Genomic DNA, 22,340 nt, shown 5'->3' with positions numbered 1-22,340 from the left:
TAATATTTTCAATAAGGATAGAGACATGAAATTTGGATTATTCTTCCTCAACTTTATAAATTCACAGCGCTCTTCAGAATTGGTTCTGGAAGAGATGCTGGATACAGTTAATTATGTTGATAAACTGCATTTTGATACTGTTGCTGTTGCTGAGAACCATTTTAACAACCATGGTGCAGTAGGGGCACCATTGACAGTGGCAGGCTTTTTACTTGGTATGACGCAAAATATCAAGGTAGCTTCGCTGAATCATGTGATCACAACTCACCATCCAGTTCGCGTTGCTGAAGAGGCTTGTTTGTTGGATCAAGTTAGTGAAGGACGTTTTACTTTTGGCTTTAGTGATTGCGAAAAAAGCTCCGATGTCAGCTTCTTTAATCGTCCCGTTGATCGTCAATTTGAACTATTTAACGAGTGCTATGACATTATTAATGACGCTTTGACAACCGGTTATTGTCATCCAAATAATGATTTCTACAGCTTCCCTAAGATCTCGGTCAATCCACATGCTTACACAGAGGGTGGACCAAAACAATTTGTAAGTGCAACAAACAAAGATATTGTCAAATGGGCGGCTAAGAAAGCGATTCCTCTTATTTTTAAATGGGATGATTCGAATGCGGTTCGTCAAGAATATGCCAATTTGTATCGTGAGGTAGCAGAGCAAAATGGTGTTGATGTTAATAACGTTAGACATAAGCTGACACTTCTTGTGAACCAGAATGTAGACGGAGAGAAAGCGCGACTTGAAACACGTCTTTATCTTGAAGATTACGTCAGAGATACACATGCTTGCTGTGATTTTGAAGTGAAGATGGCAGAGCTGTTAGCTGAGTGTGCTGTGGGTACTTATGAAGAAAGTACCGCAGCTGCTCGACTGGCAATCGAATGTTGTGGTGCATCTGATGTTCTGATGTCATTTGAATCAATCGAAGACAAAGCTCAACAGCGAGCTGTGATTGATGTGGTAAACGATAATATTGGTAAATACCACTCTTAGAGCTGATGCAACTATTAGGGGTAGGTGACTGCCCCTTTCATTACCCTTTCTTAAGCGCCATCGCGCTCAGTTATTATAGGTATGTATATGGACGTAATTTCAGCGGTAAAACAGGAAAATATCGCCGCCAGCACTGAAATCGATGACCTGATTTTCATGGGTACACCAGAACAATGGTCATTACAACAGCAAAAAGACCTGACAAACAGCTTAGTGAAAGAAGCGTATAAATACCATTATCATCATAATGAGGACTATAGAAACTTTTGCCAAAAGCTTGGGGTAAACGAGAACGTCAATGACTTAAATGATATACCCGTGTTCCCGACCTCTATTTTTAAGTTAAAAACGTTAGTCACTGTGGAAGAAGAGTCGATTGAAAATTCTTTTACAAGTAGTGGTACCAGCGGCGTGAAAAGTATTGTTGCGAGAGACCGACTTAGTATTGAACGCTTACTTGGCTCTGTAAACTTCGGTATGAAATATGTCGGAGATTGGTTTGATCACCAGATGGAGTTAGTCAATTTAGGGCCAGATCGATTTAATGCCAATAATATTTGGTTCAAATACGTAATGAGTCTCGTTGAACTGCTCTATCCAACGGCTTTTACTGTAAATGATGATCAAATCGATTTTGAAGCAACAATTGCAAATATGGAGCGAATCAAAAAATCAGGAAAAACCATTTGTTTGATTGGCCCACCGTATTTTATTTACCTATTGTGCCGTTTTCTGCAAGAAGAGGGACGAACTTTTGATGGTGGCTCTGAGCTGTATATCATCACAGGTGGAGGATGGAAAAAACACCAAAATGAATCACTCAATCGAGAAGAATTTAACCAACTTTTAATGGAAACATTTTCTTTAGCTAGTGATCGTCAAGTAAGAGATACCTTTAACCAAGTCGAGTTGAATACATGCTTTTTTGAAGATTCGGATCACCAAAAGCGTGTACCACCATGGGTATATGCAAGAGCCTTAGATCCTGTCACTCTTACTCCATTACCTCATGGCGAACAAGGACTGATGAGCTATATGGATGCTTCTGCAGTCAGTTATCCATGTTTCTTGGTTACCGATGACATCGGTATTGTTAGAGAAGAAGAGGGTGAACGTCCTGGGACCACGATTGAAATTGTGCGAAGAGTGAATACCCGAGGAGTAAAAGGTTGTGCGCTGAGCTTATCGCAAGCATTTAAGGCGAAAAATAACGAGGAAGGACAATAAAGGTTTATTTACAAAAGTAACATCGGCAAAGCTAGTGTTTAAAAACTGATTCTCAAGAAACTAAATACAGCAAGGAAGGCTGAATTATGTTGTGTACGATAGAGAAGATAGAGCCGTTATCGAATCAGATATTTCGAGTTTTATTTAAACCGGGACAGGAGCTCACTTATAAAGCAGGGCAGCACCTTAACGTTAGCTTAAGCTTTGGAAGTTTGCCTTTTTCTATTGCGTCTTGCCCCTCAGACAATGACTTAGTGGAATTGCATATTGGCGGTTCTGATGTGATAGCAAGAGACAACGTCATTATGGGTGAGCTTCATCGTGCATGGCTTCGAGGTAAAAAAGTAATATTAAGTGAAGCACAAGGAGACGCGTGGCTACGCAATCAAAGTGAAAACCCTTTACTTCTTATCGCCAGTGGTACTGGTATGTCGTACATATTAAGTATTTTGAAACATAGCTTAAATCAAGGGTTCACCCAGCCTATTTATGTTTATTGGGGGGCAAAAGATATGGAAGACTTATATGTTCACGAAGAACTTATCGACATTGTTCTGGAACATAAAAATGTTAGCTATGTCCCCATTACTGAAACGTCGACTACTCCTCAATATACCAAGCAGGGGCGAGTCCTTGATTTTGTTATGAGTGATTTTAGTAATTTATCTGAGTTTGATATTTATTTATGTGGCCCAAATCGCATGGTTGAAATGGCCCGGAAGTGGTTCTGTAGAGAAAGAGGTGCAGAGCCTGAGCAATTATATGCTGATGAGTTTGCTTATCTGTAATCATCACTTAAGGAAAAAATTATGAGCTCTACATCGTTATTGCAAGAGTATGGCACCCCACTTGAGAGAGTTGAGAGGGCTATTGAAGCATTACAACAAGGAAAGGGCATATTGTTGATGGATGATGAAGATCGAGAAAATGAAGGAGACTTAATTTTTTCGGCTCAACATTTGACCAAAGAACAAATGGCATTAATGATTCGTGAATGCAGTGGTATTGTTTGTGTGTGCTTGACAGAAGAGAGAGCGAAGTGGCTCGATCTGCCTCCAATGGTGAAAGATAACCACAGCAAAAATCAAACGGCGTTTACTGTGACGATAGAAGCTAAAGAAGGAGTGACGACTGGGGTTTCCGCTCAAGATCGCGTAACGACAATTAAGACGGCAGCGATGTTTGGCGACAAACCTTCCGATCTCGCAAGACCCGGTCATGTTTTTCCTTTAGTAGCAAAAGCAAATGGTGTTCTTACTCGTCGTGGTCATACCGAAGGGACGATCGATTTAATGACTTTAGCTGGCCTTATTCCGTCAGGTGTTCTTTGTGAATTGACAAACCCTGATGGTACTATGGCAAAATTGCCAGAAACGGTCGCTTTTGCCAAGAAGCACTCTATGCCTGTTTTGACCATTGAAGATATTGTTGAATACCGAACAGGCGTTGCTCTAAGACAAGATATTCAGCACTGTATAGAGTGTGAGGAAAGCTTGTTATAGCTGCCTAACTCGCTGTGAAAGCAGGCAGAACCGCTCTTGATTGAGCGGTTTGCATTCCTCTTCGCCAATTCTTTTACCGGGAGGTATTCTGCAGATTTCTTATTGACTAGCTACATACAGGACAATGGGCAAGCTTGTTTAACTTCATTTCACGCCAAGACATATTTAACGCATCGAACATCAATAGCTTGCCTTGTAGCGGCTGACCATAATGAGCAATCACTTTGATGGCTTCCATTGCTTGAACCGCACCGATGATACCTACGAGTGGCGCCATCACTCCTGCTTCGACACAACTGAGAGCATCGTGGCCAAATAAAGCGCTTAAGCATTGATAGCAAGGTTGACAGGAGTCATGATAAGTGAACACACTGATTTGGCCTTCCATACGAATGGCAGCCCCAGATATGAGTGGGATTTTGGCTTTAAAGCATAAACGGTTCAGCTGGTTGCGAGTTGAAACGTTATCTGATGCGTCAACGACAATTGTGTGCTGTTGGATCAAGCTCTCAAGCTCAAGGTCTTCTAAACGCTGATCGATGACGTTGATGGTTATGTGCGGATTCAACTGTAAAAGCTTTTCTGCAGCGGAAGCCACTTTTTTTCGGCCAATATCATTTTCATGGTGAAGAACCTGACGGTGTAGGTTAGACATTTCAACAACATCATCATCGACTAAAGTGACTTTCCCCACACCAGCCGTGGCTAAATATTGACTGCAAGCACAGCCTAATCCGCCAGCACCAATGAGAAGTACTGACGCTTGCCTGAGCGCTTCTTGGCCTTCAAAGTCAAACTCTTTTAGGATGATTTGCCGGTTATAGCGCAGCAGTTCTTGATCGGAAAGAATCTCCACAAGCCGCCTCTAATATAAACTTGGATTGAACATCTGGATCTGAACGGTTTCACCCGCCTCGACGCTTCCTCGTTCACGTTCGAGCACAATAAAGCAGTTGGCAAGACTCATCGAACGGAAAGCACCAGAGCTTTGATTGCCAGTGGTTTCGACCATTAGCTGCCCATTCTCAATAGTGTAAATACCGCGTTGGTAGTCTGTGCGACCAGGTGATTTCTTAAAGCCGCTTTTACTGATCGCAGTTAAAGAGTCTGGCATTTTCCAAGCGGTGTGCCCTGCCAATTTGGCTAACATAGGCTGGACGAGTACATACATTGTCAACATCGCAGAAACAGGGTTACCGGGTAAGCCACAGAACCATGCATCACTTAACTGACCAAAGGCAAAAGGTTTACCAGGCTTAATCGCCAATTTCCAAAAAAAGACGTCTCCAAGTTCGGCGAGAATATCTTTGGTATAATCAGCTTCACCGACACTGACACCTCCTGATGTGATGACAACATCAGCCAGTGTTTGTGCTTGTTGAAAGGCTTCTTTAAGGGTGTTAGGGCAGTCTGGGATAATGCCTAAATCCAGAGCTTCACAGCCAAAGTTTTCGATGAGTGGTTTGATTCCATAGCGATTGCTGTCATAGATCTGGCCTTTATCAAGTGGCTCTCCAAGTGCTTTAAGTTCATCACCTGTAGAAAAGAATGCGACTTTGGGTTTACGGAAAACCTTGACGTGGCTAATGCCCAACGAGGCGATCATTGGAATGTCACGGGGCGTTAAACGAGAGCCTTTCGTGAGTACGAGGGCCCCCTGTTTGATATCATCACCGATCGGGCGAATATTGTTGAATGGTGCAATATCGTTTCGTAGAAATTGAACCCCCTCATCGGTCACTTGTGCTTTTTCTTGCATAATAACCGCATCACAACCAACAGGAATCTGAGCGCCAGTCATGATTCTAATACACTGGCCTTGAGGGCATTCACCTTCAAAAGGCTGACCTGCAAACGATTTACCCGCTATTGGGAAGTAGGTCGAAGGCGTTTTGAAATCACACAGGCGAATGGCATAACCATCCATAGCGGAATTATCAAAAGGAGGGACATTGATGGGAGATAAAATGTCTTCCGCTAACACTAAACTCAGCGCCTCCGTTAGAGGAAGAGAGTCCGTTATTTGAATAGGATTGATTGAAGAGAGCATTTGCTGAATGGCTTCTTCAATTGGCATTAAGCCCGGTGTATCACAACAGCCCATGGAGAAAATCCTGTGTGTTCTTTAATGTGCATTCATTTTATCATAAAAGCCCATTCAGTAAGAATATCCATCAATAAAATATGGGTGTAATTATTCAAAAATACGAGTATCCTAAGGCCGCTCCGTATAGGGTAATGATGGTAATCTATTTTTACTGCTCCTTTCCAATTTGGTCAGAGCCCCAATGAGATACGGATGATATCGGGCTTTGAACGTCAAATAAGAACACTCAGTCTAGGTAGCTGTTAATTAAAGTTTTGAGTTGTCATATAGGAGAGATTGGAATGTCAGGTCTAAGTCAGTCAACGAAGCTAAGCGAGTCAGCGAGAATTGTTAAAGAGGCGCTGGAATCGCGTGGGTTAGAAACGCCGATGAACCCAAATCAATTTAGCCGCGAAGAGAAAAAACAAAAGATCGAACACCACATGCGTGAGATCTTAACATTACTTGAGCTGGACCTTACTGATGATAGCCTCGAAGAAACCCCGCATCGTATTGCAAAAATGTACGTTGATGAGATTTTCTCAGGGTTAGACTACGCCAATTTTCCTAAAATCACTGTTATTGAAAATAAGATGAACGTCAGCGAAATGGTGCGCGTTAAAGATATTACCGTCACCAGCACTTGTGAACATCACCTTGTTACCATCGATGGCAAGACTGCGGTTGCTTATATCCCTCGTGGAAAGATCATCGGTCTCTCAAAAATTAACCGAATTGTGCGCTTTTTTGCTCAACGTCCTCAAGTGCAAGAGCGTATGACACAGCAGATCCTTGTCGCGTTGCAAACTTTGCTAGAATCAGAAGATGTGGCGGTCACTATGGATGCGACTCACTATTGTGTGAAATCTCGTGGAGTTATGGATGCGACCAGTTCAACCACCACTACAGCCCTAGGAGGATTATTTAAAAGTAACCCTGCTACGCGTGCTGAATTCTTACACGGTTTGCGTTAAGCATTTTAGTGATAGCCAAGCATCTTGTCGCTACTGGGCAATAAAATAAAAATGAAATGAGAAAAAGGGTAGCCAATGCTTACCCTTTTTTGAATATGTTTTCTGGTGATTGAAATAATCCAGGCCAATACATTTTGATATAGCCTAAAGAAACCCAAAGGACTAAAAAGGTCGCAATACTGAGCTCTAAAAAGCCAAAATCGTGCAACCAGAGCCAGTTAGGGTGAGATTGATCAAAAAAAGTCGTTAATCGATGCATGGCAATGGCACTGATCACAGAAGGAAAAGTGACGGCTGCAATCGAAGGCTGAAATTTGAGACGCATTAAACGAAAATAGCACAAATAAATCAACAAAGTCATCGTGATACCGATGCCAGCCAGTGCCCCGGTGATAATAGGATCGGGAGTAGGGAAATTGACTAAATACGCGGCAAGGGAAAGATTAACAGGTGCTGCCATGATGGCTAAAGTCGGTCTAGCGTTACGAGGTAAAGAGCCAAAAAATACCAAGCGGTATAAAACTAACGGTAACATGAAAAAATACACCCCAATACAAACCATAGCTAACGTTTCAGAAAAAACAGTATGACCAAATTGAGAACCTGCCAGAGAAGAGCTGATAAGCCCGACCGGGTATAAAAACCAACTAGGGACAATGTTCGAGACCTTGAAGTTCATCAGTTGGAAACTGAAAAAAAGCGTCATCATGCTAAAGTGAAGGCCAATCGCCAGAAACCACAAGGGATAAGCAATAAGAGGAGTGACGACGGCTAAGTAATCACAAAGGACCAGTAAAGCCATACTCATCGGTGCCATCAAACTGCCTCTCAGTGGATGCTTGAGATCAGACAGAAATAGCGATGGACTTGTCGCGTATTTCATCAGCACAGGAAACAGCAGCAAGGCACCCAAAAAGGCTAAAACTGGTCGTAATGGCTCCCCAATATCAGGGACGTAAAGTGACCATGCCTGTCCTAGGCCAATCAAACCAAGTGCTAAAGCTGCTTGAGATGGCGGTACGTGAGACAATTTCAAAAATCTTTTCCAGTTCACATTGAGCCCATCTTTTGACATTGAGTAGAAATACTAAAGATTAAAAGGCTACTATAACAAGTTTTCTTTTTATTTATCATTATGTTTTTATCAATATGCCCAAGTTATCTTGAGAAAACTGGATTAAGTAGCCTGAGGTGATTTGGGGATAGATTCCCTGTTATGATTAATTTGCAGGTAAATCCTGCTGTTGGAGTTTTTCACTTATCAAAGTGCAATGATGCCCATATCTTCAAGCGTCCCTACTGATTCATTCTTTGTGCCTGATTTTGCAAGTTTTAAGTTTTTTTTATTCTGCTTGTATCATATTAGATGAAAATTTTTTATCGTCAAAACTTGTTTTATGAGCAAAATGAACCATAGTTAATGTGTAAATCAACATAACTACTTCGATAGGAGAAATGTTAGTTTTACGCACAATTTGGATGGAATCAAAACTATATATTGAAATTCCTCGTTATCTGTTTAGAAGTGAAAACAATCTTCTAATTCGCATACTCACGATTGAGCAACGAGGCAAAGGCGCGCTTGTCAGTGCGCCTTTTACATGTCTATGTCTGGCAAGCCTGTCGTTGACTTGGGTATTGAAGATAAACACAGGTTATTTTTTCTCAAAATATAGAATGTACAGTGTCAACCTGTTAAATTGGCGCAATTTACAATTTTGAGAGGTGGTAGTATGTCATTTCCTGTCCTAATTTGTGATGACTCAGCCTTAGCACGAAAGCAGATGGCGAAATCACTACCCACAGCACTGAAGGCTGATATCACTTTTGCGGTTAATGGTAAAGAGGCCCTACACGCATTACAGCAGAAGTCATTTAAGCTGATATTTCTTGATCTCACCATGCCAGAAATGGACGGTTTTGAGACGTTAGAACAGATGAAGCAGCGTCAGATCTCGACGCCTGTTATCGTCGTCTCTGGTGACATTCAGCCCAAGGCAAGACAGCGCGTGCTAGACCTTGGTGCGTATGCATTCATTCAAAAGCCCTTTAATATTAATGAACTTAATCATGCGTTAAAGCCTTTTACTGTTTCCAAACAAGACGAAGTTACCGCCTATTCAGCGCCTATTTCTCTGCCTAAATTGCGTCGCCGTGATGTGTATATGGAGGTAGCCAACATTGCTATTGGTCGAGCTGCTGATGCATTGGCGCGGCACTTCGATGTGTTTGTCAATTTGCCGTTGCCCAATGTCAACATATTCGAAGTCAGCGAATTACATATGGCATTAAGAGAGTTAGCCTCGAAAGATAATGTTTCAGGGGTTTGCCAAGGGTTTTGTGGAGAGGGTATTGCTGGTGAAGCCTTGGTGATCCTCAGTGATTCAAGTGTCTCGGATCTCAAAACATTGATGAAAGTGCCTGTTGAGAGTGAAGAATTAGAAGAGCTTGAGTTGCTTATGGATATGTCTAACATTTTGGTTGGATCATTTCTCAATGGGTTGGGTGAACAATCTGAAGTTCGTTTTTTCCAAAGCCCTCCGGTCTTGCTGGGGCAACATATTTCGGTCGATTCGATAATTGAGTCCACTGCAGGTAGCTTTAGTCGTACGATGACTTTTGAAGTTAGCTATACCATCGAGGGAACCTCAATACGTTGCGATCTGCTGTTTATGTTCGTAGATGAATCGTTACCACTTCTCGACAATAAACTCGCTTACTTGCTGGAGGAACTATAAATGCTAAATCTACCAGCAGAGTTTGAGCAATTTCATTGGATGATCGACATGGTCCAGAACATCGATATGGGCCTTATCGTGATTGATCGACAATATAACGTGAAGCTGTGGAATGGTTTCATGACTCATCACAGCGGCCTGCAATCGCATGAAGCTATTGGTCGCTCATTGTTTGATATTTTCCCAGAGATTCCTCAAGAGTGGTTTAAGCTTAAAACCAAGCCTGTATATGATCTTGGTTGCCGTAGTTTCATTACTTGGCACCAAAGGCCCTATCTATTTTGCTGCCGTAATGTCCGCCCGGTGACTCAGCAAGCAGAATTTATGTACCAAAACATCACGCTTAACCCAATGCGAAGCCCTACAGGAGAAGTCAATTCGTTGTTTTTATCCGTTCAGGATGCGACTGCTGAGGCGCTGGTAGTACAAAAACAAAAATAAGCGAAGGAAATAAAATATATAAAAGCCGGGGTGATTCCCGGCTTTTTTGTATACATTTAAAGTATCCCTTAATGAGTGGAATGTCGATATGGACTTTAATCTTTCTCTCAAACTGTATACGTCACAGCAAGTCAGAACTGGTGAGATCAAAGCGGCGCAAATTGCTGGGGTGTCGATGTATGACTTAATGCAGAAAGCCGGTATTGCGGTCTATAAATGCTTTCGGCAACACTATTCTGATGCTCAACGGGTACTGGTCGTGTGCGGCAAAGGCAACAATGGGGGGGATGGCTATGTCTTTGCTAGTTTAGCTAAGCAAGCAGGGTTACAAGTCCGTGTCTTCCATTTAGGTGAGATAAACCAGCTGGATGGTGATGCTAAAACCGCTTATGAAGAATGGTGTAGCATTGGTGGACACATCGAGCATTGGGATGATTGGCATGTCGCATTGCTCGATGCAGAAGTCATCATAGATGCAATGTTGGGCACAGGCCTACGTGGCCCACTCAATCACGGCTATCAACTTCGAATTACTCAAATTAATCAGATCAATTGTCCGGTTATTTCGGTCGATATTCCCTCTGGATTGAATGCAGATACTGGAGCGGTTCACGGTGTCGCGATTCAGGCAGAACATACGGTTACCTTCGTGGCGGTTAAACAGGGGCTTTGTACGGGGCAGGCGCGTTCTTATATTGGAAAACTGCACTTTGCGGGGCTGGGTATTAGTGCAGAATTTCGTTCTATTGAAGACGAAAGTGCGTTAGGCATTGATCATCAGATTATTCCTCGTTTGATACCCGACAGACAAAAGACAGCACATAAAGGCCATCATGGAAAAGCGCTATGTGTTGGGGGGAACCGAGGTATGGCTGGTGCAATCCGATTATGTGCACTGGGCGCTGTTCGTTCTGGTGTCGGGCTGGCGGCTGCGATCACTCACCCAGAATCGCTTTTATCCTTGCAGATGGGCATTCCAGAAGTAATGAGTACGGCGATATCGCTTAAAGAATTGGGAGACATTGAAAATGTGCTCGCAGAAAAAACCGCTTGGGCATCGGTGCTCATTATTGGGCCAGGTCTAGGGAATGATGAGTGGGCACACCAGATCTACCAATATCTAGCACAACAAGACCTACCTAAGGTCGTAGATGCCGACGGGCTAAACATTTTAGCTCAGGTAAGCCGTAAAAATAACAGCGCATTCGTTTACGATAAACAACGAATCATCACGCCACACTCTGGTGAAGCCGCTCGCTTACTTGGTGTGAGTGTGGATGTTATCGAAAATGATCGTTTTTCAGCGATTAAGCAGCTCCATGAAAAGTATGGCGGTGCTGTTGTTTTAAAAGGCGCTGGGACGTTAATTTACGACGGAGTGAGAATGTATGCTTGTTTGGCGGGTAACTCTGGAATGGCAACGGGAGGAATGGGCGATATGCTGACTGGAGTGATTGGTGCTTTTGTTGCAAAAGGGCTCCCACCGGCGACAGCGGCACGTTTAGGTGTGGTCGTTCATAGCCATGCTGCGGATCTTGATGCCGCTCAATCAGGAGAGTACGGACTTTTAGCGAGTGATGTTGTTAACATGTTGCGCTTGGCTTTGAATCCATAATATACCCAAGTATTTTGAAGTCACTTGGGTATAAGGCGCCAAACAGCAGACTCAAAGTTATCTACTTCACACTTGCAGGTAAATGTTATGGAAATGTGAAGTTTATTGCCAGTAATTGTGCACTAAATTTATAATCTAGACTATCATAAAAAGCGTAAAATAGTTTAACAAAGATCATATCGTTTGTAGGGTATGGCAAAGGGGTGTTTATGCAATGAATGGTGTTTTTAAATAAGACTACGAATTACACGTAACTGTGATGTCTCATCTGTCATTTTGAAGTTTTTCTTATTCTAAAATTATTTTTAGATTTTTTGTTTATTATATTCTATTCACTGATAAAGTTAAAATGTGAGCTAAAGCACATTTTAAAATAAGTCATTTTTCATTATAAATAACACTGTTCCTGATATTTCTATTAGTTAAAATTAGAAAGGGCTTTTACTATTCAAAACTTGCGATAAATAACAAAAAATCATTAAAAGAACAGATAAAGCTCGTAGTGATATTAAAAATGTTTTAATTAAGTAGAGAACGAATAAACCGTAGGGATATTATGGATAAAATATTTGAGCTTTCGATATTAGTGATTGTTTTGTTATTTTCTTTTATATGCAGTGCAGATACAAACATATACTTATTGAATAATACAGAGGAAGCATTAACGGTTGGTGTGAATGGAAATCAAGAACTGATTCAACAAATAGGTGAAACACAGATTCCACCACTTAAATACACTCAAATTGCGAGCCTGACCAGATATTCAGGTATTGAATCGGGTCAAGACTATTATTTTTTTATCTTTTTGGGTTACGAGCAACTTGCCTTAGCTATTCGATTACATGGAAGTGTCTGGGGGACAACGATGACTTATACTCTTACTGACCCAGAAACGACCCATTTAGGTGAGTTTAAGTCAGGCCGTGCCATTTACAGAGGCTTTAAAGGCGAGTATCAGTATTATTACAAGGCAGAATATACAGGCGGCTACGATGATATTATTCTTGTTGTAGATAAGACATCTTCTCTTGGACCTAAAGAAAATAATAACCTGACTGTATGCAGTTATAATGTTTGGATGCTCAGCCATGTGGGTAAGGATATGGATACAAGAGACGATTTAATCGCAGGGCAGGTCAAAGATAATGATGTTGTATTTATGCAGGAAGTATTTCGAAGTGAAAATGATAAAGCGATTCGTCGCACAATGCAGACTCACTTTCCTTATGTCAGCGAAAAACTTACCGATCATGGCAGTAATACCTATGATGGCGGCGTGCTCACTTTCAGTAAATACCCGATTGTAGATCAGTCTCAACATGTATTTGAAAACTGTAAAGGCACTGATTGTGCGGCAGATAAAGGGGTCCTTTACACAAAGATCATCAAGGATAATCAGCCTTACCATCTGTTTAATTTACATCTTGGCTCTTGGAACTCACAAGGTCATAGAGACATAAGAATGCTGCAGGTTGGGGAAATTTTTAATTATATGGAACAGTTAAACCTACCGGATGATGAGCCAATCATCATCGGGGGGGATTTTAATATTGCAAAGCACAAATATCCATTAGACTTTGAACAAATGCTAAGAATTTTAAAGCTGGTGGAACCTCCTTTAATCAATAATATTAAATACAGTTATGACTCATATTTAAATGAGAATATTTCCTATAGCGATGAATCCGAAAGAGAAAGGCTCGATTATTTACTGTATGTTGATAACGGCAGTATACTCGCTAGCAGCAGTAAAATAGAAGCTCCAAGAAATTTTGAGGAAGATATGTGGGGAACCTGGGATTTGTCGGATCATTTTGCTGTGAGGGCAAAGTTTACTCTACCAGAAAGGTGATAGAATCATTTTTAATAGAACAATAAATATAAATGACTTTCACAATAAATGATGGGTTATTAATTTTCAATGCCAATGCCTTAAGTTTATCTTATCACATGTTAATTTTATTTTAATTGGTCTTGGGTTGAGTGTTTATATATTACTTAACTGTCATTTAAAATTAATGCTATCTGTGATGATTGTTGAAATTATAAGTTTTTATACTTGTGGAAATTTATAGTGTGCCTTAAACATAAATAATGTTGAAAAGGAGGTTTTATGTTTAGAATAGTTACTTTAATCGTATCTTTATTAATGACAACATTGGTTTTTTCACAAACTACAAAAGAGTTAGCTTTAGATTTAGGCAAGGATATCGTCTCAAGTTGGAATGAAAACAAGAGTATTGTGGATGATTCTTTTTCTCACGGCGAGTTTTCCGTTAATATGTTAATGCTTAACTTCCCGGACGACACCAAAGAGACTTTATCACAATTAGAAGAAAGTATTCGCCAAGCTCGTGAGCTCGATGATTCGATGCAAGACTTTTTAGTACTTCGATTAGCGAATCCAGCATTATTGCCATACTGGCAGGCGGAAGTGCCTCCTTTGTTTGTTTATCAAACCAATTTAAAAGAAGGCGAGGTTATTCCTGCCCTAACATTGGCTGGTGAGCAGGTGTTATTAGATCCTGTCGTGATGCCGAATCAGCCAGTCCTTGTCTTAGACGTTGATCGTTCAAGGCTGATGCGGGAAGTCGCCAATAAAATGAACTTGACGATTCATCAGTTAACGGCTGCGTCTTCTATGTTTAATGAGCCTGATCAAGAGAACTCCGAACCACAAAATCAAGAGCAAGACACGCCGTTGCCTGAACAAGAGGAAGAAGAGTTCCCGAATGAAATCCACACAACGGTGATCAAAAAATTCAAAGCCAATTACATTAAGGAACTGTGGTTACAACCTTCAGAAGTCTACGCTATTGTCACTGGGGTATCGCCATCTCGCCTAGTACCACAAATTGACATTGTCGAGATGCCTGTGGTGGATTTTGCCAATATTGAATATCCGGTGAATCAAATTGCTATCTATTGGCAGCGTTATCGCTGGGCAGCAGCAGACATCATCTTTATGGAAATGGACGATCAAATCAACTTTAAAAACATCGCTCAGAACCTCGTACAAATCGCACAAGAAGTGCTGAACAACATCGAGGATCCAAGAGTTAAGAAGTATGCAGTGATCCCACAAATTACCAATCGCATCATAGAAGAATTCCCAGAAAGTGTGTTTATCGATCATGATGATGTGATTGATGCGCTGTATACAATTCAAAAAAATGAAACCTACACAGACTACTCAGCAGCTGGCGGTAACGTTACAGTAACTTTAGAGCCTTTGGTCATTGGAGAGGTGGATTAACGGGCTTTATACCCAAGCATCTTGAGGTCACTTGGGTATATCTATTATTTGGCATTTTCTACAACACTTTTTGCAATGCTAGAACTGTTATAGCAATGCCTTTAGAGAAACGTTATAAGAGAAAATGTGATCTGATGGTGATTTTTCCTACTTTTTTGCGCAAAAGCAGCTTTAATAAAATAGGAATTATCACCAATTTGTTTGTTTCTTTGAGGAGAGCGCTCGGTTGATAAGCAGGTTTGGTCACACTATCACCATCGGATTGACGCAATGGTTTGCGCAAAGGTTTACGTTTCGACTTTCTTAAATGTTTGAAATTAATGATGAAGTGGTAAGGTAGTGTCTAGATGAGGTTTTTCAGATATGCGATGTTCTATATGGTATCACAAAAAAAAATCAAATATCAGACTTGTAGGAAATAAATCACAGCCTATAATGCTGAAAACCGGAGCGTCTGCCAACGCTCCGGTTTTTTTGTGTCCGAAAGAATATAAACTCGTCTGCCAACGAGCTTATAACGCGCTCTGATGAGGCACATACATATATGAATCAAGGAATTACATAATGCGTATCGAACAAGAACTCAAGTTAGGTTTCAAAGATGTACTGTTTCGCCCGAAGCGTTCAACCTTAAAAAGCCGTTCTCAAGTAAATTTAACCCGCGAGTTTACCTTCAAGCATAGCGGCCGTCAATGGTCAGGCGTACCTGTTATTGCGGCTAACATGGATTCGGTTGGCAGTTTTGAAATGGCTAAATCATTGGCCGAGCACGGTGTAATGACAGCGGTTCACAAACATTACACGGTTCAAGATTGGGCTGAATTTGCGCAGTCTGCTAACAAAACTACGCTAAATAACGTGATGGTGTCGACGGGAACATCAGATGCGGATTTCCAAAAAACGCAAGAGATCATGGCGCTATCAGATGAGTTTATCTTTATCTGTATCGACATCGCTAACGGTTACTCAGAGCACTTGGTTGAATACGTACAACGTGTACGCGCTGCGTTTCCTGACAAAGTGATCTCTGCAGGTAACGTAGTAACCGGTGATATGTGTGAAGAGCTTATCCTTGCTGGTGCGGACATTGTTAAGGTCGGTATCGGCCCTGGCTCTGTATGTACGACTCGCGTTAAAACTGGCGTAGGTTACCCTCAGTTATCTGCCATCATTGAGTGTGCGGATGCTGCTCACGGCCTTGGCGGTACCATCATTGGTGACGGTGGTTGTTCATGTGCTGGTGACGTAGCGAAAGCGTTCGGTGGCGGTGCAGATTTCGTGATGCTTGGCGGTATGCTAGCAGGTCATGAAGAGTCAGGCGGTGAAGTGATCGAACAAGACGGTCAAAAATTCATGAAGTTCTACGGCATGTCTTCACAGTCGGCAATGGACAAGCACTCAGGCGGTGTTGCGAAGTACCGTGCAGCTGAAGGAAAAACCGTACTATTGCCATACCGTGGCAGCGTAGATGGCACGATTTCAGACATCCTTGGCGGTGTACGTTCAACGTGTACATACGTAGGCGCAGCAAAGCTTAAAGAGCTAACTAAGCGTACGACTTTCATCCGTGTACAAGAGCAAGAGAACAACGTATTCGGTAAAGAGAAGTAATACAATACTTCGGAAAATACGAACTGTTAAGGGCCGCTTTTTGCGGCTCTTTTTTTGCCTAAAATTTGGCAAGTGGCGACAAAGTGGCGACAGCCGAGCAAAAAAATTTTGTGGCGACGGCTGCAAATTTGAAAGCGGGTTGTGGGAAATAGCTTCAGTGAGATGATCAGGTGCAAAGTGAGCATAGCGCATCGTCATGCTGATATCAGCATGGCCAAGGATATCTCTTAACACCAAAATATTCCCGCCATTCATCATAAAGTGGCTAGCGAAAGTATGACGCAAAACATGAGATGCTTGGCCAGAGGGAAGGGTAACCCCTAGTTTATTCTTTAAGATGTAGCAGAAAGGTGTATAGCATTCTTGAAACAACTTTTCTGAGGTAGGTTTAAATATCTCATGGTAAAGCTCTTCTGAGATGGGCACAGAGCGATTTTTCTTCGTTTTAGTGTTGGTAAACGTCACTTTAAATTTACTGAGCTGAGAGCCTTTTAACTGCGCAGCTTCATTCCAGCGTGCATCAACAAAATCTATGGTCCCAGCCATTGGTTGACTGCGGAACGTCGAATACACTTTGGAAGTGAAAGTGGAGGCGATAGGATTCCCCATGGCATCCGCCATTTTTAAAAACTTGCTCTGAATAACAGAACCGTTCGCCAGCGTAGCGCCATAGTGAGTGAACCATAGCTCGATGAGTTGAGAGAGCCTTCTATCATCAGTTTTTTCTCCCATCCAGGGTTTGTCATCGACTTGTTTCATGATGAACAACTCAAAAGCGGCGGCTTCACCTTTAGTGGTGAACCGCTTACGCACTCGCTTACCAGCGCGGCCGTTTGGGTAACATTCGCAAAGCCAGGGCTTCTTAGAGCTGTCTTTTAAGTTTCTGATAGACATAGGAGGTTTAAATTACACTGTATATAAAATCAGTATAATTTGTGGTGAGACGTGGTGCAATGTTTTAAATGGGGTAAACAGAACACTTGCTTGAGTTATGAGTGCAAAGCTCTTAATGATGGCAACAGGCCCAATCCATAGTTTTTGTCTTCTCTAACTCAAAAATGCTCCTATTCTTTCTTAGCAAGTACTAGCCCTATCCAATAGAATTGCTAATAGTAAGCTGCGATTTCTGTAGCCATACCACTACTTTGTCGCATTTCCACTACTTTGTCGCATTTCCCTATCGTAGAAACATTATCTTCAATGATATCCTATGTAAAACAGACTGTTATGATGTAATAGTGGGTTTGCTAGTTGTCAAAAACCAACGTGGGAGAAATTCCCCCAAATTTTACGAAGGGAATACGAGGATCTGAAAGCATGGGCGAAGGACAAACTAAAAATGCTGCCTTAACAACGGCGCTAGCCTTTCATTACCAAGTATTGATTGGTTTGGATAAATGCTTTTCGCTAGAAGAAGGCCAGTCCGTTTGGTTTGAAAAAGATGGTGACGTGAGCCTGCTTTCGCCAGATACTTCAATATCTATTCAAACTGAAGTAAAAGATTACTCAGCACCACTAACTGATCACCATGAAAACTTCTGGAAAACCCTCAAGAACTGGTTGGCTCCCGAATTTGACCATGCGCAATATGGCTTTCTAGTACTGCACACGACTCAAGCTTTTGGTACAAAAACTCGTTTAAAAGACTGGAATACACAAACAATCGAACAACGTGTAAGTGTACTTGAAGCGATTTTCTCTGAACGAAAAAAAGTACAGCTTGATACAGAAAAGCCAGCTAAAATAATTCAATTACAACAAGAGGTTATGAATTCAGACAAATCTTTATTGGAAAATCTTCTTAGTAAAGTCATCTTATTTACGCAAGCCGATAATTCTGGCCTACTTCAAAAAAAGATTCTTGCTAAGCCAGTTGGTATTCCGAAGAATAATTTAAACAATTACCTTAATAGCTTAGTTGGCTTTGTATATGCACAGGCAACACAGCAGTCGTGGGTAGTCAGTCAGCAAGCTTTCACAGCCAAATGTGAAGAATTGACAGCTCATCTTTGTAAAAAAGAGTTTACTTTTCCAGAATTTTCAGGTTACGAGGCAACTGATCTTCAGATTGAATTACATAAAGAAAAAACCTTTGTTCGAAAAATAGCTGAAATAGAACATTACGATATGATACCAGATGCCTTGGGCAACTGGCTTGAACTACAAAACTCTCTTCTTAAAGAGCTAGACGAATATCCATTGTACAAAGATAAAACGAATACTTATCAGAAACAACTGATTAGAAAATATAAGCTTGCTCATTCTAGTGCTCAACTCGAAGCAATTGATGGAATAAAAAGCTCAAAATTACTGTACAACAAAACCATGGGAGAACAACCTCTGAACATGGGTAACGATATACCTCCGATTGAGTACAAAAATGGACTGATCCATGACGCTATGGATGATGATGAAAACAACTTGAAATGGAAGGTAGAGCCATGAGCAGTATTGTCGATGCTCTGTACGAGTTAAAATACAACCCGTTTGAATATGGTTCTTACCTAGCTTCATTTTACACGACCATTGATGAGTCTGAAAATAACCTTTTGCTCGCGCCTTTGGTCATCCCACTCTGTAGCCATCCTGTTTTTAATAAAAAGATTTCTGGTGCTGTGTTTGGAGAAAAAAGACAAAGCTCTATTTGGTCTGTTTTCAACGACCGCGCCCAACTCTATGACCTGCAAGAGCGAATTGACGGATTTCAAGCCTTAACCGAGCAATGCATTCAATACTGCTTAATCAATGACTGGTTATCGGTAAACGAACAAGGTTTATCCCTTCACAAGGGTGATGGTTCTGACTCAGTCTTTACCAATCAAAAAAGTGCAGCAAAGTTAGGCCGATTATTCAGTGCTCACTCAGTGGTCGAGATTTATGCATTTTTAGGAGTGAAACCACGATGAATACACTCATTCATGAAATTGGCGTTATTGATAAACAAGGGAAAAAGCATCCGGTTAATTTTAAGGCTGGGCTTAACGTTGTTACTGGTAAGTCATCGACAGGCAAAAGTGCCTTAATTGAAATTTTTGACTACTGCTTTGGCAGTGGTGAAAATACCATCCCAAAAGGCGTTATTACCACTAGCGCCGCTATGTATTATGTTGCACTTGCTGTTAATGAACAAGATATAGTGATTGCGCGTGATCCTGTTATTGCATCGAAAGCCTTCTTTCGCCGCGTTGAAGCATTCAGTACTAAAGATATTGAGCATGATTATTTCAATGCCAGCTACTTTCGTCCATTAGATGAGTTCAAGAAGCACTTAAGGGAGTTTTTCTTAGATATAGATGATGTCGATGAATCTTTGGTTGCCAGAGCCAATCGGCGGTTTAATCAAAAAGCTCCTACACCATCGGTGCGTAGCTTTTCATCATTTATGCTTCAACATCAGAACCTTGTTGCTAATAAACATGCGTTGTTTTATCGATTCGATGAGAAAGAAAAGAGAGATCAGGTTATTGAGCATACTAAGATCTTTTTAGGACTTGTCGACCAAAAATTCTTTCACTTATCACAAGAAAAAGAACGCTTTAGCGCGAAAATTAGACGATTAGAGCGCCAAAAAGAAACCAACAATCGTACCTCAGACAGCTATAAACAAAAAGTTGGCCCAGTTTTGAGCCAGTTGTATGCCTTGATGGGATTTAAAGATGCTCCTTTACCATTAGATAAGGTGCTTCGCCATCCACAAAATGCCAAAGACCAATTCGATGGCATCATAGTTTCTGAGAAAATTAACTATAATTCCGATGCGTCCACACAAAGATATAATCAGTTGAAACTGTCGCGTAATCAAAAAAACGCCGAATTACGGAAGTTACAGCGCCAAGCATCGTCAATTAATAAACATATTCAAGAAGAAGAAATATTTGTTGATAACGTAAAGCAGTTTAGTTCACCTAAGCATGTTCATATATCAGCATCGGTCTGTCCGTTTTGTCATACTGAAAAAGATAGCTTGCGACAAAGTGCGGAAAAACTACAACTGGCGATCACCAAGGTATCGGGTAACCTTGCACAAGCACGCCCTATAAAAGCAAAGTTTGAATCTTCATTGGTCGACGTACAACGCAATATTGAAGTTGTCAGCAGGGAATTGACCGAACTAAACCAACAAATAACGGAAATCGAGAAAACAGATAAGCAATTAGCAGAACAAAAGAGTCTGTATGAAAGCGTTGTAATGCAGAAGGCAAAGCTATTTGCACTTCTCGATAATCTCAATATGGCCGATGATGCAGAGCTTGAAAAGGAAATCAAAGAGGTAAGAAAACAACTCAAAAAGATTAATGATGACCTTAAACAATACGATGTGCAAAAAGGTTTAGAAAAAGCATCGGCTAAGGTAAACGAATATATGGTTGAAATTGGTAAGCATTTTTCGTTTGAAGCCAGCTATAAGCCCATCAATCTTCATTTTTCATTTGAAACCTTTGACCTCTATCACTTAACGCAAGAAAACGAAAAAATCTATCTAAGGTCAATGGGTAGTGGTGCAAATTGGCTATACTGCCATGTAACTTTATTTTTAGCATTGCATAAATATTTTGCTGAATTGGGTGATAAGTGTGCCATCCCTTCAATATTGTTCTTGGATCAGCCGACGCAAGTCTATTTTCCTAACTTTAATCGTGATAACTCTAACAGCTTCGAAGAGCAAAAAAGTAAGGAAGAAGAGCAGAGGACTGATGAAGATAGACCTGTTGATGAAGATGTCAAAGCTGTTGAAAACTTATTCAGCCAACTATCAACTTACTGTAATGAAGTAAAATCAAATTACGGCTTTAGCCCACAAATCATAGTGACAGACCATGCAGACAATTTGACACTGTCTAATGGAGTATCATTTGAATCGTTAGTTAATAATAATAGATGGCGAATGCGCGGTTTGATTCATCCTGTTGAAGAATAGTACAGGGTATTTATGAGAACTGAGTCAGCTGAGATCTACGCTGACTCATTTTTGCCCAAGTAATTTTCATCATCGGCTTTTGCTACGAATTCTTAGTGGCGAGGTGTGTCCTCAAAAAAACTAACGCTTCTTTTACGCTGCCAAATTTATTGATATGTAAATCACGGAAGTAACTCGCTCAGAAACAGAAGCGCCCGAGGAGGCTGCTGTCATTTTAGCTTTAAGCCCAGAGAGGAGCCGTAGCAGAGTCGTAGAATTCAACTTCAAGTCCCGGTTTTTGTAGAAAAGTCAATGCATTAGCACGAGCACGTCTATTACGTTCATTATTAGGATCACCAAAGATAACCACGTAAACCTTTGAAACCCTGCTTTTTTTAATTTGTTCGAAGATATGCATGTCATTATCATCCATAGAGTGTCCATGGATATATAGAACACCATCTAAGGACTTTAAGGATTGGTAACAACGATTTAGATATGGGTTGTGTTCTATTTTCTGGGGTTTCTTTTCGTGAGTTGGTTCAGATACGAACAGGGGGAACCTACCAGCATCAAGATTTTCTTGAACTTGGTCAACGATGCCGATTCTTTCATCTCGATAATAAATATGCTTCTTGATGTCTGTTCCTGTGTCATATAGGTGTAAGCCTCCATGAACAAAGAACAGGTTTTGACTTCTGTCTTGAGACCAATAATTGCTATCAAATCCATCAGTTTTGTTTAGATATCTGTGGCTATCGATTTCACGATTAGTTTTGTTGATTGCCCAGTAAAGCAAAATATCGTAATTCAGAGTAAAAATATTCTGAAATTCTCTGATAAATACTCGAACAGTTCTGAATTGAACGTTCGTTACTTCACTCGGGCGGAGTGGATGACTACGAGAAATAACATCAATCAGTGATTCTTTTAGTTTCTCTTGATCATCTCGAATTTGCTTAAGTGTATCTTCATCGATACCGTAAGCCGGTC

18 protein-coding genes and 1 pseudogene are annotated in these 22,340 nt (G+C 41.0%); 14 read left to right on the top strand and 5 right to left on the bottom strand.

Annotated features, from left to right (window positions below; translation table 11 throughout):
• The first annotated feature begins 25 nt into the window (after positions 1–25).
• The 4 genes from luxB to ribB all read left to right on the top strand — a co-directional run bounded on the left by luxB (position 26) and on the right by ribB (position 3,729).
• On the top strand, positions 26–1,000 hold the full coding sequence (luxB, locus tag BS333_RS19170) for a luciferase subunit beta (protein WP_021711222.1): 975 nt from the start codon (positions 26–28) through the stop codon (positions 998–1,000).
• Between the two features lie 87 nt (positions 1,001–1,087).
• Complete coding sequence (luxE, locus tag BS333_RS19165) at positions 1,088–2,227, top strand: long-chain-fatty-acid--protein ligase LuxE (protein ID WP_033004323.1); 1,140 nt, start codon at positions 1,088–1,090, stop codon at positions 2,225–2,227.
• Positions 2,228–2,313: 86 nt separating this feature from the next.
• On the top strand, positions 2,314–3,015 hold the full coding sequence (gene fre / locus BS333_RS19160) for an NAD(P)H-flavin reductase (protein WP_021711220.1): 702 nt from the start codon (positions 2,314–2,316) through the stop codon (positions 3,013–3,015).
• 21 nt (positions 3,016–3,036) lie between these two features.
• Positions 3,037–3,729 (top strand): 3,4-dihydroxy-2-butanone-4-phosphate synthase, encoded by a 693-nt coding sequence (ribB, locus tag BS333_RS19155; RefSeq protein WP_021711219.1) that lies wholly within the window; start codon positions 3,037–3,039, stop codon positions 3,727–3,729.
• A gap of 106 nt (positions 3,730–3,835) precedes the next feature.
• Here the strand turns inward: ribB and moeB are convergent, their stop codons facing one another.
• The gene (gene moeB / locus BS333_RS19150; RefSeq protein WP_021711218.1) at positions 3,836–4,585 is read right to left on the bottom strand and encodes a molybdopterin-synthase adenylyltransferase MoeB; all 750 of its coding nucleotides are present in this window, start codon (positions 4,583–4,585) and stop codon (positions 3,836–3,838) included.
• A gap of 9 nt (positions 4,586–4,594) precedes the next feature.
• Positions 4,595–5,833, bottom strand: coding sequence for a molybdopterin molybdotransferase MoeA (gene moeA / locus BS333_RS19145; RefSeq protein ID WP_021711217.1), 1,239 nt, complete (start codon positions 5,831–5,833; stop codon positions 4,595–4,597).
• A 284-nt stretch (positions 5,834–6,117) separates the two neighbouring features.
• On the opposite strand from moeA, the gene folE reads away from it, so the two are divergent.
• Positions 6,118–6,789, top strand: coding sequence for a GTP cyclohydrolase I FolE (gene folE / locus BS333_RS19140; protein WP_021711216.1), 672 nt, complete (start codon positions 6,118–6,120; stop codon positions 6,787–6,789).
• A 79-nt stretch (positions 6,790–6,868) separates the two neighbouring features.
• On the opposite strand, the gene BS333_RS19135 is transcribed toward folE, so the two are convergent.
• On the bottom strand, positions 6,869–7,864 hold the full coding sequence (locus BS333_RS19135) for a TDT family transporter (RefSeq protein WP_021711215.1): 996 nt from the start codon (positions 7,862–7,864) through the stop codon (positions 6,869–6,871).
• 658 nt (positions 7,865–8,522) lie between these two features.
• Between BS333_RS19135 and BS333_RS19130 the strand changes: the two genes are divergently transcribed.
• The 6 genes from BS333_RS19130 (at position 8,523) to BS333_RS19105 (ending at position 16,450) form a co-directional block, all read left to right on the top strand.
• Positions 8,523–9,527 (top strand): response regulator, encoded by a 1,005-nt coding sequence (locus BS333_RS19130; RefSeq protein ID WP_021711213.1) that lies wholly within the window; start codon positions 8,523–8,525, stop codon positions 9,525–9,527.
• Positions 9,528–9,968: a PAS domain-containing protein gene (locus BS333_RS19125; RefSeq protein WP_021711212.1), complete on the top strand. Its 441-nt coding sequence runs from the start codon at positions 9,528–9,530 to the stop codon at positions 9,966–9,968.
• A gap of 88 nt (positions 9,969–10,056) precedes the next feature.
• The gene (locus BS333_RS19120; protein WP_021711211.1) at positions 10,057–11,583 is read left to right on the top strand and encodes a bifunctional ADP-dependent NAD(P)H-hydrate dehydratase/NAD(P)H-hydrate epimerase; all 1,527 of its coding nucleotides are present in this window, start codon (positions 10,057–10,059) and stop codon (positions 11,581–11,583) included.
• Positions 11,584–12,139: 556 nt separating this feature from the next.
• Entirely contained in the window at positions 12,140–13,435 is a 1,296-nt protein-coding gene (locus tag BS333_RS19115) for a sphingomyelin phosphodiesterase (protein ID WP_021711210.1), read from the top strand.
• A gap of 261 nt (positions 13,436–13,696) precedes the next feature.
• Complete coding sequence (locus tag BS333_RS19110; RefSeq protein ID WP_021711209.1) at positions 13,697–14,839, top strand: DUF3103 family protein; 1,143 nt, start codon at positions 13,697–13,699, stop codon at positions 14,837–14,839.
• A 564-nt stretch (positions 14,840–15,403) separates the two neighbouring features.
• The gene (locus BS333_RS19105; protein WP_021711208.1) at positions 15,404–16,450 is read left to right on the top strand and encodes a GMP reductase; all 1,047 of its coding nucleotides are present in this window, start codon (positions 15,404–15,406) and stop codon (positions 16,448–16,450) included.
• Positions 16,451–16,573: 123 nt separating this feature from the next.
• Here BS333_RS19105 and BS333_RS19100 read toward each other — a convergent pair.
• Positions 16,574–17,344: pseudogene (locus BS333_RS19100) on the bottom strand (phage integrase); the annotation flags it as partial.
• A 423-nt stretch (positions 17,345–17,767) separates the two neighbouring features.
• Between BS333_RS19100 and BS333_RS19095 the strand changes: the two are divergent.
• The 3 genes from BS333_RS19095 to BS333_RS19085 are packed head-to-tail and all read left to right on the top strand — an operon-like array spanning position 17,768 to position 21,368.
• Positions 17,768–18,895 carry a hypothetical protein gene (locus BS333_RS19095; protein WP_021711206.1) on the top strand — a complete coding sequence of 376 codons (1,128 nt, stop codon included), beginning with the start codon at positions 17,768–17,770 and terminating at the stop codon, positions 18,893–18,895.
• On the top strand, positions 18,892–19,356 hold the full coding sequence (locus BS333_RS19090; protein WP_021711205.1) for a three component ABC system middle component: 465 nt from the start codon (positions 18,892–18,894) through the stop codon (positions 19,354–19,356). Before BS333_RS19095 ends, BS333_RS19090 begins: the two co-directional genes overlap by 4 nt.
• Positions 19,353–21,368 (top strand): DUF3732 domain-containing protein, encoded by a 2,016-nt coding sequence (locus BS333_RS19085; RefSeq protein ID WP_021711204.1) that lies wholly within the window; start codon positions 19,353–19,355, stop codon positions 21,366–21,368. Before BS333_RS19090 ends, BS333_RS19085 begins: the two co-directional genes overlap by 4 nt.
• A gap of 220 nt (positions 21,369–21,588) precedes the next feature.
• Here the strand turns inward: BS333_RS19085 and BS333_RS19080 are convergent, their stop codons facing one another.
• Entirely contained in the window at positions 21,589–22,302 is a 714-nt protein-coding gene (locus BS333_RS19080; protein ID WP_227739134.1) for a DUF4917 family protein, read from the bottom strand.
• Positions 22,303–22,340 lie beyond the last annotated feature (38 nt).

The sequence above is a fragment of the Vibrio azureus genome (assembly GCF_002849855.1).
Taxonomy (GTDB): Bacteria; Pseudomonadota; Gammaproteobacteria; order Enterobacterales; family Vibrionaceae; genus Vibrio; species Vibrio azureus.
This window is presented reverse-complemented; position numbering and strand designations above follow the sequence as displayed.

Excerpts from the sequence above, each read along its gene's own strand:
- luxB (WP_021711222.1), top strand. The coding sequence starts at position 26 with ATGAAATTTGGATTATTCTTCCTCAACTTTATAAATTCACAGCGCTCT.
- luxE (WP_033004323.1), top strand. The coding sequence starts at position 1,088 with ATGGACGTAATTTCAGCGGTAAAACAGGAAAATATCGCCGCCAGCACT.
- fre (WP_021711220.1), top strand. The coding sequence starts at position 2,314 with ATGTTGTGTACGATAGAGAAGATAGAGCCGTTATCGAATCAGATATTT.
- ribB (WP_021711219.1), top strand. The coding sequence starts at position 3,037 with ATGAGCTCTACATCGTTATTGCAAGAGTATGGCACCCCACTTGAGAGA.
- moeA (WP_021711217.1), bottom strand. The coding sequence starts at position 5,833 with ATGGGCTGTTGTGATACACCGGGCTTAATGCCAATTGAAGAAGCCATT.
- folE (WP_021711216.1), top strand. The coding sequence starts at position 6,118 with ATGTCAGGTCTAAGTCAGTCAACGAAGCTAAGCGAGTCAGCGAGAATT.
- BS333_RS19135 (WP_021711215.1), bottom strand. The coding sequence starts at position 7,864 with ATGTCAAAAGATGGGCTCAATGTGAACTGGAAAAGATTTTTGAAATTG.
- BS333_RS19130 (WP_021711213.1), top strand. The coding sequence starts at position 8,523 with ATGTCATTTCCTGTCCTAATTTGTGATGACTCAGCCTTAGCACGAAAG.
- BS333_RS19125 (WP_021711212.1), top strand. The coding sequence starts at position 9,528 with ATGCTAAATCTACCAGCAGAGTTTGAGCAATTTCATTGGATGATCGAC.
- BS333_RS19120 (WP_021711211.1), top strand. The coding sequence starts at position 10,057 with ATGGACTTTAATCTTTCTCTCAAACTGTATACGTCACAGCAAGTCAGA.
- BS333_RS19115 (WP_021711210.1), top strand. The coding sequence starts at position 12,140 with ATGGATAAAATATTTGAGCTTTCGATATTAGTGATTGTTTTGTTATTT.
- BS333_RS19110 (WP_021711209.1), top strand. The coding sequence starts at position 13,697 with ATGTTTAGAATAGTTACTTTAATCGTATCTTTATTAATGACAACATTG.
- BS333_RS19105 (WP_021711208.1), top strand. The coding sequence starts at position 15,404 with ATGCGTATCGAACAAGAACTCAAGTTAGGTTTCAAAGATGTACTGTTT.
- BS333_RS19095 (WP_021711206.1), top strand. The coding sequence starts at position 17,768 with ATGGGCGAAGGACAAACTAAAAATGCTGCCTTAACAACGGCGCTAGCC.
- BS333_RS19090 (WP_021711205.1), top strand. The coding sequence starts at position 18,892 with ATGAGCAGTATTGTCGATGCTCTGTACGAGTTAAAATACAACCCGTTT.
- BS333_RS19085 (WP_021711204.1), top strand. The coding sequence starts at position 19,353 with ATGAATACACTCATTCATGAAATTGGCGTTATTGATAAACAAGGGAAA.